Below are 13,005 nucleotides of genomic sequence, written 5' to 3'. Positions count from 1 at the left end.
GCATAAACCTATTATGGTTACTTTTTATTACCTCAAAGGTGATACTATTTTTACCCTGAATTGTTTTTTTTCCAAAATCAGGTTCAATAGCCAATGCGTAATATTTTATATCCCACCATTCTCTATCTTTAGTTATACTACCCTTAAGTGTATCTTGTCGGGAAGGGACACTCACAGACTGAGCAAATAACCCGGCTTGATGGCAAATTAAAATCAGCAGAAACAAAAGAAATCTTAAAGGCATATAGTTAGCTTACAATAAACAACCAATATATGGATATTGAAACATATTCTGTATGTCGTATTTTCCCCCTAATATTGTCGCATACTCACAGCAACGGTACAGCATTTGGTCCCTAGATTTGTATTGTAACAAAACCTTACAATATGAAAAAGCATATTATAATCAATCTCTCAATTGCTATTGTTGTGGCAGTAATGGCTTCCTGCCAACCGCGTAATAAGGATACACAAGCCGTTTCAACCGAACAAAAAGAAACGGCAAACAACCAACCCATACAGCCAGCCGACAGTGGCTATGCTGATGTAAACGGGCTAAAAATGTACTATGAAGTTTATGGCGAAGGTAAACCCATTGTACTGCTACATGGTTCCTTTATGAATATACCTTTAAACTGGTCGCACATCATACCTGTTTTTGCCAAAAACCGGAAAATAATTGTTGCAGAGATGCAGGGCCATGGCCGCACAAAGGATATCCCTCGTGAATTTTTGCTACAATGAATGCAGACATGTTCAAGGGCTCTCCTATCGAAAAACAATACGACAGTCTTGGAAACGATCCTAAAAATTTCCCTGCGTATGTAAAAAAGGTTCTTAGTATAGACGTAAAGCCTTATGACTGGTCTAAGGAAGTAAAAAATATAAAAGCTCCAGTATTTATAGCCATAGGTGATGCCGACGGAGTACAATATGAGCACGCGCTTGAGCTGTTTCGTGCTAAAGGCGGAGGCAAAATGGGCGATATACATGGGCTGCCTAAATCCCGGTTAGCTATAATTCCCGGCACAACGCATATTGGTATGATGCAGCATATGGATTGGATAATTCCGATGGTCAATGATTTTCTGGATTCTGATCTAAAACCAACGCCTCCTACATTTTAAGGCGGGCATTTCGATCACCGCCGTCATTCCGAAGAACTGAGGGATCTCTTGGTTATGCTACTCCAAGAGATCTCTCCTATCGTGACGGCGATTGTAATAACGGCAGCTGCCACAACAACGCCTTTCTTTTCATTGTAACCTTCATTTAGCTATATTCGTTAAAGGTTTCTCCTTATCGAAATCATTTAATTTGACAACTATGAAAAGTCTTTGTTTGGGTCTGCTTTTCTCTTTAAGTATTTTTACACTTAAAGCACAGTCAGATACTGCCGTTTTTCGCAGTGTTGCGGCTACCATTCAAAAAAAATATGCACCAGATAAGCGTTCAGTTTATTTTAACCTGGAGCTTACTGGTGATTCGGCCAAATTGGAAAGCACCTCTCAGGAAGCGCTGAAAGAATTTGATAAACTAAAGCCAAACACACCTTCAATTAAATTCAGCGGCGTATTGCTGCCAGAGCCCTCCTTACACGGGATGGAATACGGGGTAGCCAATCTCTCGGTTTGCAACAACAGAGCCTACCCGAAAAATGCGGCAGAGATGATGACGCAAATGTTGCTGGGCACACCAATTAAAGTATTTAAAAAACACGGAGGGTTCTATTTAGTGCAAACTCCTGATGGTTATATATCGTGGACAGATGTGGGTGCCATAACCCCCATGAACAAATCRGGTTTTGAAACCTGGCAAAGGGCAAAAAAGGTCGTATTTACTGCAGACTATGGCCATAGCTTCAACACACCCGATGAAAATGCGCAGCGAGTATCTGACCTGGTTGGCGGCAATATCCTCCAGTTACTTGGTGAAGAGAAAAAGTTCTACAAAGTAGGCTATCCTGACGGCAGAACAGCATATTTACCTAAAAGACAAGCCAGCCTGTACCAAGCCTGGGTTACCAGACCCGATCCAAATGCCGAAAAAATTTTAACCACAGCACAAAGCCTGTTGGGCGTTCCTTACCTCTGGGGCGGCACGTCCGGCAAGGGTGTCGACTGCAGTGGCTTCACCAAAATGTCCTTTTTTCTAAATGGCGTGATTATCCCGCGTGATGCCTCTCAACAAGCCTTAATTGGTCAGCCAGTTGATGTTCTAGAAAACGACAGCATTAGCGTAGATAAGTGTTTAAGAAATCTGCAACCCGGAGATCTGTTGTTCTTTTCGGCAGCCAAACGCAGAGGATTCAATGATGGAAGGGTAACTCACACTGCCATTTATATGGGCAAGGGCGAGTTTATCCAGGCGGCTGGAATGGTCAGAATAAACAGTCTTGTACCCTCTGCCGACAATTATGATGGCAGGCAAAGCGCTACACTTGTCGGCGCAAGAAGAATATTAACCGATATAGGCAAACCCGGGATCACCAGAATAGACCAACATTATTGGTATAAATAAATTACTCTATTTTATTGAACCGCAAATGCATAATCCTGCCATCATTAACTTCAAAACCTATGATCTGATTTTTATTGTCACGTAGCATTTTTAGATGACCCATCCACCAATAGTCAGTACCAGCATGATTCTTTCCTATAAGCTTTAATTTACTATCCTCGTATTTGCTATTCGTTAATATCAAATCATGCCCTTTTAAAACAATGCCGTATTTACAGTCCAGTTCCGGACAATAATACGTTCCTGCATATGCCTGCAACTGCTTATCTGTTTGATTGCTAACTGCGTACTTAATCAAAGAACGTTTCCCATCAGGCCACCATTGCTTAACAACGGTATCTCCCTTTGCTGTGCTGAACTGAAATTTAACATCAGGTGAAGAAGCAACCATAAAAGTACCCTTTTCGGCTTCTAATAAAACGTCAGACCGGCCATACCTGTCCCAATACAATTTTTGGTTCTTCAATTTAAAACCAAACTGTGCCCCATCATCAGCAATATAATTACCCTCGAATTTTTTAGCAGCTGTAATGTCTTTTAATACGGCTTTATTGGTATCAACTGGCTTGGCCTCTGGCTTAGTTGCTTTTGCGGTGGTATCTTTAATAAAAAGATCAGCTATTTCGTAACCTTTACCACCAGGATTAAAATCCCCAACGTTGCTAAAAACAATAAAACCCATTTTTAGATCAGGAAAAGTAACAACCGATGTTCTGTAACCAGCGTCGGCGCCGTTATGCGAATACTGCCTCCACCCTTTGTAGGTATTGTTAACAATTCCCAATGCATAGTCAGATTCTTTGCCGTTATTAAATTTCCCCTTTTGCGTTAATAGTCTAATGTCCTCTGCCGTACCCACCGTAGGTTTGTAAAAGTTCATTACCCATTTAGCCATATCGTCAACATTGGTAAACAGACTGGTTGCTCCTGCGTTTGAGTACGATAAAATACTATTGTTAAAACCACCGCCTTCCCGCGGGTAATACGAGTAAGACCGGTTCTTTACCACCTCCGTATAATCATCATGAAAGTGTGTACYGTTCATTCCCAGAGGCTTGAAAATAACAGAATCTGTAAACTGTCTAAGCGTTTTGCCTGTAACAGATTTTACAATTTCAGCTAGCATGGTAAAACCACTGTTAGAGTAACTATACTCTTCACCCGGTTTAAAATTCAGTGCCTGTTGCTTGCTCAGCACTTTAACAATGTGCTCCTGTGTAATTACATCATCGAGTCTGGTGCCCGATATGGCCAGCAATTGCCATTGATCTCTTATGCCACTGGTATGATTCAGTAAGTTCCGGATCGTAATTTTTTCTTTCAGATCCGGGAACCAGGGAAGATGTTTATGGATGTCGTCATCTAGCTTAAGTTTCCCCTGTTGGGCAAGCAAAACAATTGCATAAGCCGTAAACTGCTTAGAAACAGATGCCATATGGTAAATGGTTTCTGGAGTATTGGGCACACCATATTCCATATTGGCCAGGCCATAACCTTTAGCATAAATCAACGAATCATTGCGTACAATCCCAATCACACAGCCGGGTGTATTCGGCGTATTCCATTTCGTAAATAAACCATCTATCTTTTTTGTAATAGCGTCTGGCAACGTTTGTGCACATAACCTTACTACGGGTATAAGAGCGCATAAAAGCAGGATGAAAAGTCTCTTTTTGTGGATTTGCATGAGCGTGTGTGATTAGTAACTCCTAATATACAGATTGTATTCTACTTTCCTTTTTGGTATAATTTTTTATCGTTTAGTCTTTCCATAATTAAGGATGAAAAACTTCTGACACCAATTTTTATACTTTCTTCATCAACATTAAAATTAGGTGCATGATTCATTGCTACAATTCCTTTTTCAATATTAGAACCACCTAAGAAAAAATAAACACCTGGTACTTTTTGCTGAAAGTAAGCAAAGTCATCATTAAAATAAGGAGCTTGTCCGTAATCAGGCACAACTAAATTGGATCCATAGATTCCGTTTAGTGTTTTTATTGCGCTTTTGGTCAATTTCTCATCATTAACTACAGTTGGATTTTCCTGTATAAATGAAATAGAAAGCAGTTTATCTTTATATCTTTCTTCTCCAATTAACTGTTCAATTTTAGGTATGATTTTTTGGAGGTTCGATTGATTTGTCTCGTATAAATATGTTTCTAAAAAAAGCTCGTCTTTCTCTGAGTAGATATTAAATTTATCATCCACAATCATGTAGTCCTTAAAGATTGTATTCGGATTCATCAATCCTATTTTAGGGTCACTCATATGTTGTATTTCCCAGGGCTTACTGTTAAGTTGTGAGCGAGATAATGAACTGTACATTTTCCTGGTAAGCCCTTTAACTTCCTCTTTGGATAGCTCATTTTTTAGTTTAATTCTTATTCGTTTTTGGTAGGCAAACATTTCATTTGGTTTAACCATAATTTGCCCCACAGGCAATGCTGTTACATGTAAACTATAAATTTCATCGGGGTTGATTATCGAAAACAAGCCTTGTTCAATCATTTTTTTTGCGCCAACAAATGTTTCTTCTTCTGGTTGAAATATAAAATATACCGTTCCATTTATTGACTCTTTATTTTTTGCAAGTATTTCTGCTATTCCTAATCCAATTGCCATATGTACATCGTGGCCACAACCATGCTGCCCATTTGGTAAAGCATCCATTTCAGCTCTCCATGCTATCTTCTTTCCTTTTTTTTCTCCGTTTAAAATACCTATAATGCTATGCCCGTAAGTATCTGTTTTAACTTCGATGCCTAAATCCAGTAAATATTTCTTTATGATCTCCTGAGTACGTTTTTCATTCCCTGCCAATTCAGGGTTTGCATAAATATCTCTTCTGATTTTCACCAGCTTTTCATAAATCCTATCAGTCTCAGCGCTAACCAATTCACGAGTTAAAGCCTCTTTTTTGTTTTGTGAGTACCCGCTAAGGGTTATTAATAATAAGAACAACAGAAGCTGTATTTTCATGTTTAAATGTTTGGTTTTACAAATTAGATATAATATCGATCTATTAGTTACCGATATATCATAGTTTATTTCCCTCTTCATTGTGAGTTGTATAGACGCATATTTTTAACAAACTTTGCATTACTATGGAATACGTTTTTAGAAAAGCAACATTAAATGATTTGCCCCAAATATGGGTGATTCTGCAAAAAGCAATCCTGCGCAGAAAAGAAGATGGCAGTAACCAATGGCAGGATGGTTATCCAAACCCTACAGTAATTGAAAATGACATAGCTAAGGGAGCTGGTTTTGTAATGGCCGATGGAGATACCATTACTGGCTATTGTGCAATTCTAATTAACGACGAACCTGCCTATGCAGAAATAAAAGGAAAATGGTTAACGGATGGTGATTTTGTTGTCTTTCACAGAGTCGCAATTTCCGAAGACTATCTTGGCAAAGGCTTATCGGGAAAGATGTTGAACTTCATTGAAGATTTTGCGCAAAGAAACAACATACACAGCGTTAAAGCCGATACCAACTTTGATAACGGAGCCATGAAGCATGTTTTTGAAAAGGCAGGTTACATTTACTGTGGCGAAGTATTCTTTAGGGGCAGTTCAAGATTGGCTTTCGAAAAAGAGCTCTGAGCATCTCCTATCCATTTGTATTTATAAATGGTGCTCTGCTCCTGTCCGTCTTCGCTTTTTTTATTGTGCGAAATATAAAACAACCCATCGTCTAAAGGACATAAACCAGTGGCTCCCCATTCAAAGCGCCAACCGCTTATACCCGTATTTGCATCTTTTGGCCCTGCCTGCAACAAAGAAAGAGTTTGAACTTTTATCGTTTCATTACCCGATGATATTTGACCTTTACCCGGCTTTTGATGTGCATCAATTACAAACAAGTCGTAATTTGGAAACTGCGTTTTAGCACCATGATATACTGCGGCAAAAAACTTCCCGGTATAAGCATCATAAGCCAGATTTTGAATGCCATAACGGGTGCTGCCAGTTTTTACAAAGTATTTATCCAAAGGCTTTTCAGGTCCCGAATGGTGCAATTTATCCTGCGATAACTGCTGCCCATATTTATCCCAGTTGGCGATATCGTACTTTAATAAAACCTGATGGTCATTATCATCTCTGTCGGTATCACCATAAACACCGTACGCAACGTACAAGTATTTTTTATTGGTATCAGCACTTCCTATTGCCGGGGCAAAAGCAACACCATCTATTCCGGAACAGGCAAACCTGTGTGGCTTTTTACCATTGGCAGTCTGTACGCTGTCCTGGTAATCTTTTACCGCTTCCTTTATGTAAACAGTGCGTAGCAAATCTTCTTTCTCTGCACTCATATCAGGGCGCACAATGCGGGAACCATCAAATATCACGATATAGAAACCGTTTTCATTGTTGTTTTGTACACCCAATGATTTCCTGATCCCCTTACCAATAGCATCATTCTTATATTCCAGCGAACCATATATCTTCCCGTCGGCTGCATTAAAATCCAAATCGCCAAGGTGCCCTACAAAACCGGTTACACTGCCTATCAGTTTGCCCGAAAGATCCATCTTAATGAGCCTATCTGTAAAAGAAAAATAAACATATCCATTGGCTTTATCTACAGCAACGCCTTGCACATGCATCTTGCCCTGTTCTCCTGAATAAATTGAATCTGGTAAGCTTGTTACATTTTGAGATCGAGCGCTCAATGCCAGGATTATAAAAAAGATGGGTAGCAGGAATATTTTTTTCATTTGAACCGAAGATATTATAGAATTTATAATTTTCCAATCTCTTCAAGAGATCTCTCCTCAAGTCGAGATGATGGCATTGAAGTTTTTCTACTATAAAAGTGAATTTCAAATCACTAAATTGCATTACACAAAATTAATGTTTCTCTCATGCGTCTTATCCTAGCTTGCATACTATTCGCTTTTTTTAATGCATCAACAGCATTTGCCCAAACCGACCTTAATGATGAGTGGACGAACATTGAAAATTCCATAAGAACAAGAACTCAACTCGAAGAAACGCTTAAAACCGTCAACTCAAAAAAAGAGGAATCTATCAGAATCAACAATGATATTGCTTTAGCGCGATGCTTGTATTACGCTATGCTAATAAAAGACTTAAAAACTGAGGACAGTTTATATTTCAGGAACAGCGCTTTTATTGATAGTTTGCTCATCAACAAAAAATCATCAACCTTACTAAAAACTGCAATGCACCTGATGCAGGCGCGCAGAGTACTTTTCTTTGCGCACAAGCACTTAAAGTTTAGGCCCAGCACCTACGAAACTAAGAACCTCCAACCTAACTATGGTGCCATGAATTTATTACAGCGCGACAGCATTGTTAGGTTTCATTTCAAAGAGGCTTTACGGCTCAGTGGCTCGGCCATACCAGGTAAAAGTATAGATATCTCGTGGCTCTCATCCAATGCCGATAAGTTACTGTTTAAAGCCGACCTTGCAGACATAGCGCTTACCGAGCGCATTGGCTTCGAAACAGGAAAAACCACCGATCTAAACCTGTCCGATCAAGATATTCAGACACTTATAGTATCTGAACCCAAAGGCTTTCAGCAAGCCTTACAATCGTCATTAGACACCGCCAAAATCCATTCACATTTGATGGACACCTATACATTATGGATGCGCAAACACAATTCGAAACCCGAAGAACTGCAATACATTCAGATGCTTATCAAATATTATTTCTATTCCCGGATGCCCAATATCTTGTCGAACGCATGGACTACTTACCTCAAAAAAAACCTCTCCTCTCCATTAAACACCATTCAAGCCACAGCTACTTTCTATTTGTTTCAGTATCAATATTACAAGGGAATCAAATACGGACTAAAGTTTGAAGCTCAATACAAAGGATACCTTAGACAAGCTGTCCAATTGTATGAGCAGCACCAGAGCGTTGTAAATGAGTTTTCAGCGTATAAAAAAACACTGGAAACCTYGCTTAAAAAGATTAAAAATCAAGAGATCAATGTTCAAGTGACAGACCGCCAGATGACGGAAGCGCCAATCATGCTTACAGCAAGATATAGGGGTATACAAAAAATCTATTACCGAATCGTTAAAATTGGTATCAAAGAGAAATTTCCGAACTTAAAAACAGAACGAATAGAAGTACTGCTCAACCGCCCCGCTATCCGCGATTCCAGCTTCCTCTTACCTGCCGGAACTGATGATTTCGACAAACATGCACTCTACCTAAAGCTCGAAAGTTTGCCAGTGGGCACCTATAATGTAATTTTCTCGCCTTCCGAGATTAAAACTGCAGCCAACCTTAGCCACATGGAATACATTCATTTTCAGGTGTCTGATCTGGCTGTTGTGAATACCGGAGATCATTTTATAGTGTTGAACAGAAAAACGGGCTTCCCCATAAGTGGCGTAAAAGTAGTAGCAACGGAACAGGTCAGCACCAATTTAAAGGGTTTTACATCCATAAAAAAAACCTACACCTCAAAAGAATTCATGTTCGTTTCTGGCAAAGATACCCTAATGCACGATTTTAATAGGCCCAAGAGGAACTTACCACGGGAGATATACAATACTGAGGCTTATGATGACCTGGAAGAATTTTATGACGCCCAGACAAAATTGCAAATTTATACCGACAGAGGAATTTACCGCCCGGGGCAGCGCGTACAATATAAAGTTATTATGCTTACCAGAGATCCTTCAACAGGTCAAAACATCGTCTTCAGTAAAGCAAATAAGTATTTTAAAAGCTGGATGGCAGACAATGAACCCCTATTGGAATTAAAAGACCCTAACTATAGAACCGTTGATTCCATAAAGCTTGTTCCTGATGATTATGGAAGTTTTTCGGGTTCTTTTGTTATTCCAAAAAATGCAATGACCGGGCAATGGTCTATTGATGGCGATGTAATTGATGGCGATAATGGTTATTTTAAGGTCGAGGAATACAAACGGCCAACAATGGAAATAACTATGGAAAAACCTGCCGAAGGGCCATTACCCGGCGAACCTTTTGAGCTAAAGCTTAAAGTGAAGTCGCTCAGCGGTGCAGATCTTAACCGTGTAAAAATTACTTACCAGATAATAAGAGAATCTAACTATTTTGGAAATGCCCCATATATCAATCCCATAGTAACAGATACAATCGGTTATACTGATGAAAAGGGCTTGTTAGTGATAAAAGTAAATGATGTAAACCTGCCGAAAAAAAATCCTGATCCCGATAAGGAATGGGCTATCACTTACAGGTTATCAGCCACGGCCACAGAAGCCACTGGCGAAACCACCAGCCAGGATAACACATTCAGCGTATCTTCATGGCCGGTCAAGATCAACATTCCGGCAGTAGATCAGTACGACAGAAAAGGCCTCCCAAAGCTAAACATCAATGCAAAAACAGAAAATAGCAAGTTTAAACCTAAGGAAATTCATATCAGCATTTTTCAGAATATTATAGTGCCCGATACCACTCGTAGTGAAATTGTAGATCAATGGCAATACACTAAAGATCAATTAAAAGTATGGTTTCCAAACGAGGAAATCCTTAACAGGACAAGCCTCGAAAAGAAATCAATCTTTGAAAAAACAATACCAATAGATAGTACTATTCAGTTTCAATTAGACAAAACATTACTTCAAGCCGGCAAGTACGAACTTGCAGTAACTACAACCCAATCGGAAAAAACATCGGGCCATGCCAGCATCAATTTTGATGTATTTGATACTGAGCAAAGCGCCACTCCCGGTAATTTAGAAGACTTTAACTACCTGTCCATCAATACTGCCAAACCCGGCGATAAAATAGATTATTACACTGCTACCATAGACAGTGCCTATGTGGTGTATGGGTTAACTTATTATGTGCGCCAAAAGCAGAGCATTGCCGTAAAAACCACCTACCACACACAATACCAGGGTAAGGGAATGCAAGCATATACTTTTACCGTACCAAAAGATGCATTAGAATCGCTTGTACTCACAAAAGCTTATGTACTAAACAATAAACTGTATATAAATGACCAAAACGTTTATCTAGCCCCACCTACCTCGGCAAAACCAGAAATTATCATAGAAAAATACAGGAAGGTTCTGGCTCCTGGTACAAAAGAAACTTTTACCGTATCGGTAAAAACAGCAAAAGAAAATATCGCGGCGCAACTCATGACGGGAATGTACGACGCCGCATTAGACAAACTTGCTTCACACCAGTGGAACATCCCCAACAATCCTTACTTCAGTGGTTACCTGTATGGGGGCTGGAGTCAAACAATTAATAACAGCAGGCCCTATTATCACTATTGGCCCGGTAATAACGAATACAATAATCAAAGCGAATTCATAAATGAATATGAAGGCGATATTATGTTGCAGCAACTAAGAGGCCGAGTACCTGGATTGGCAGTACCTTCAGCGAGCTTTCTAAGCTTAGAAGATGGTCAGCTGAATGAGGTTGTAGTAAGGGGCTATAACACAGCCGACGTAGTGAGGTATGCCACTACGGGCAGCGCGATTTACATAAGGGGTACAAATTCTCTTGTTCAGAATGCGCAGCCTCTAATTATAGTAGATGGTGTTCCATTTTCCGGCTCATTAAATGATTTTAATGCAGCCTCCATAACTGAAGCTATGGTATTAAAAGGTGCCGATGCCACTGCTATCTATGGCTCAAAAGCCGCAAATGGCGTGCTGATTATTAGCACCAAAGGAAAGATCATATTACCGGGAACTCCTGAACCGCAACCAATGGTGCGTAAAGATTTTAGCGAAACAGCATTCTTTTATCCAAAACTATACGCCGATAAAAACGGACTATATACCTTTAATTTTACCATGCCCCAAACAGCAACCGCATGGAACTGGAAGTTAATGGCACATACAAAAAGCGGTCTATTTGCATATGCAGAGCGAAAACTAAATACACGCCTTGACCTGATGGTTCAGCCTAACATGCCACGCCTGCTCTATCAGGGTGATGAAATTGTATTGAATAGCAGGATTAGCAATCTGGATAGTGCAGCTATGGACGTAAAACTTAGCTGTAAGATAGAAGATGCCGTTACTGGTGAAGACCTGACTGCAAAAGTACTGAAAGAACCTGCCTTTAAAATAGTTAAAGTAGCCGGAAAGTTAACTGAAACAGCAGGTTTTGCTTTTAAAGTGCCCGAAGGACAGCTGAATCCACTAACAATTGTAACCACTGTAAATGGAGGCGCCCTGGCAGATGCTGAAGAGCACACGTTGCCGATACTGCCCAAAAAAGTGTTTATGCGTAAGCAAGTGCCCCTTGTATTTTCAAAGAAAGACAGTTTGGTACAGGCTCCTAAGCTACCAGACGACGCAGATTTGTATGGCCTTAGTCTCTATGCAGATGCTAAGCCACAAGCAGCCTTAATCAACTCATTACCATTTTTAGCCAATTATTCCTTTAATTGTTCTGAACAGGTATTTAATAAACTCTATGCCAGAGTAACCGCAAATCAGCTGATGCGTAATCAGCCTGAGCTTGCAAAATCATTTAAAATGCGTTCGCCGGATGCCATTTMAGATACTACGGAACGCAAACTTCCGGATGAACTTGCAGAAGCGGCCATGCCTTGGTTAAACCTGGCAAACCAAACTGCTAAGCAGCAAAAACAATTGTATCAGGTTCTAGATACCATAAGCAACAGGTCCATAATTTCCGACCATTTAAATAAGTTGTATTCCATGCAAGATTTCTACGGCGCGCTCCCCTGGTTTGAGGGTGGAAAAAGCAATATTTGGATATCTAATTATGTACTAAGAGGATTTGGAAAGTTAAATCAGCAAGGATGGCAAGCGAACGACTATCAAAGGCATTCAATTTTCATCAAGAGGTTAATTACATATACCGATTCTTTATACGCTACAAACGGTACAGATGGTAATCTTTTTGGTGCCTACTCCCGGTCATTTTGGAAAAACGAGTATCCCCTTAATCCTGGTGTCATCAAAAAAATAAATACCACTCTTGAACTTGCCGAAAAAGACATCAACAATAAGCGCTTATATGATCAGGCTTTATGGATCATTGTTTCATTAAAATATACAACTCCAGATCACCAAGTCTATAAAAAGGCCCTTGCCCAACTGAGTAACATACAACAACGGGCAATAAACGACGACCTAAATGGAATGCGATGGAAAGAAATTTCAGATGGCGATGATTTGAGCCATTCAAAAGAAGAAACCATTGCAATGCTTTATGAGGCCTTTACACAAGCCGGGCAAAATACAAAGATTGCAGATGGGTTAAGCAAATGGATGCTGTCGGCCAAGCAAGATTACAGTTGGCGCACAACCACGGGTACTGCTGCAGCTATCGACATGCTTAAGGAGTCGGCAACAATAAAGACCAGTTTTGTGCCAGATTCTGTTTCTGCTCAGGTTGGTAATCAGCAGATGAACAGTTCAAATGGTCTTTTGGCTGGGCAGCGCAACCAATTCATCAGTCTTAACAAGGTATCTCCGGTAACGGTCTCAGC

Annotated in this window: 8 protein-coding genes and 1 pseudogene; 5 read left to right on the top strand and 4 right to left on the bottom strand. The window is 40.0% G+C overall.

What is annotated here, in order from left to right; all coding sequences use genetic code 11:
• Positions 1 to 244: pseudogene (locus tag AC1DG9_RS15245) on the bottom strand (hypothetical protein); the annotation flags it as partial.
• Positions 245 to 387: 143 nt separating this feature from the next.
• Between AC1DG9_RS15245 and AC1DG9_RS15240 the strand changes: the two are divergent.
• The 3 genes from AC1DG9_RS15240 to AC1DG9_RS15230 all read left to right on the top strand — a co-directional run bounded on the left by AC1DG9_RS15240 (position 388) and on the right by AC1DG9_RS15230 (position 2,520).
• Positions 388 to 744, top strand: coding sequence for an alpha/beta fold hydrolase (locus tag AC1DG9_RS15240; protein WP_477634833.1), 357 nt, complete (start codon positions 388 to 390; stop codon positions 742 to 744).
• Positions 741 to 1,127, top strand: coding sequence for an alpha/beta fold hydrolase (locus AC1DG9_RS15235; protein WP_477634832.1), 387 nt, complete (start codon positions 741 to 743; stop codon positions 1,125 to 1,127). The genes AC1DG9_RS15240 and AC1DG9_RS15235 overlap by 4 nt, the downstream gene beginning before the upstream one ends.
• A gap of 199 nt (positions 1,128 to 1,326) precedes the next feature.
• Positions 1,327 to 2,520, top strand: a complete 1,194-nt coding sequence (locus tag AC1DG9_RS15230; RefSeq protein WP_337715937.1) for a C40 family peptidase — start codon at positions 1,327 to 1,329, stop codon at positions 2,518 to 2,520.
• 1 nt (position 2,521) lies between these two features.
• On the opposite strand, the gene AC1DG9_RS15225 is transcribed toward AC1DG9_RS15230, so the two are convergent.
• Positions 2,522 to 4,207, bottom strand: coding sequence for a serine hydrolase domain-containing protein (locus tag AC1DG9_RS15225; RefSeq protein ID WP_477634831.1), 1,686 nt, complete (start codon positions 4,205 to 4,207; stop codon positions 2,522 to 2,524).
• 41 nt (positions 4,208 to 4,248) lie between these two features.
• Complete coding sequence (locus AC1DG9_RS15220; RefSeq protein ID WP_337715935.1) at positions 4,249 to 5,505, bottom strand: M20 metallopeptidase family protein; 1,257 nt, start codon at positions 5,503 to 5,505, stop codon at positions 4,249 to 4,251.
• 125 nt (positions 5,506 to 5,630) lie between these two features.
• Here AC1DG9_RS15220 and AC1DG9_RS15215 point away from each other — a divergent pair, with 125 nt between their 5' ends.
• Positions 5,631 to 6,134: a GNAT family N-acetyltransferase gene (locus AC1DG9_RS15215; RefSeq protein WP_337715933.1), complete on the top strand. Its 504-nt coding sequence runs from the start codon at positions 5,631 to 5,633 to the stop codon at positions 6,132 to 6,134.
• Here the strand turns inward: AC1DG9_RS15215 and AC1DG9_RS15210 are convergent.
• On the bottom strand, positions 6,074 to 7,252 hold the full coding sequence (locus tag AC1DG9_RS15210) for a hypothetical protein (protein ID WP_477623117.1): 1,179 nt from the start codon (positions 7,250 to 7,252) through the stop codon (positions 6,074 to 6,076). The genes AC1DG9_RS15215 and AC1DG9_RS15210 overlap by 61 nt on opposite strands.
• Before the next feature lie 147 nt (positions 7,253 to 7,399).
• On the opposite strand from AC1DG9_RS15210, the gene AC1DG9_RS15205 reads away from it, so the two are divergent.
• A partial coding sequence (locus AC1DG9_RS15205) for an MG2 domain-containing protein (RefSeq protein ID WP_477634830.1) occupies positions 7,400 to 13,005 on the top strand: 5,606 nt, incomplete at its 3' end.

This window comes from Pedobacter sp. 05L430, assembly GCF_056397585.1.
This window is presented reverse-complemented; position numbering and strand designations above follow the sequence as displayed.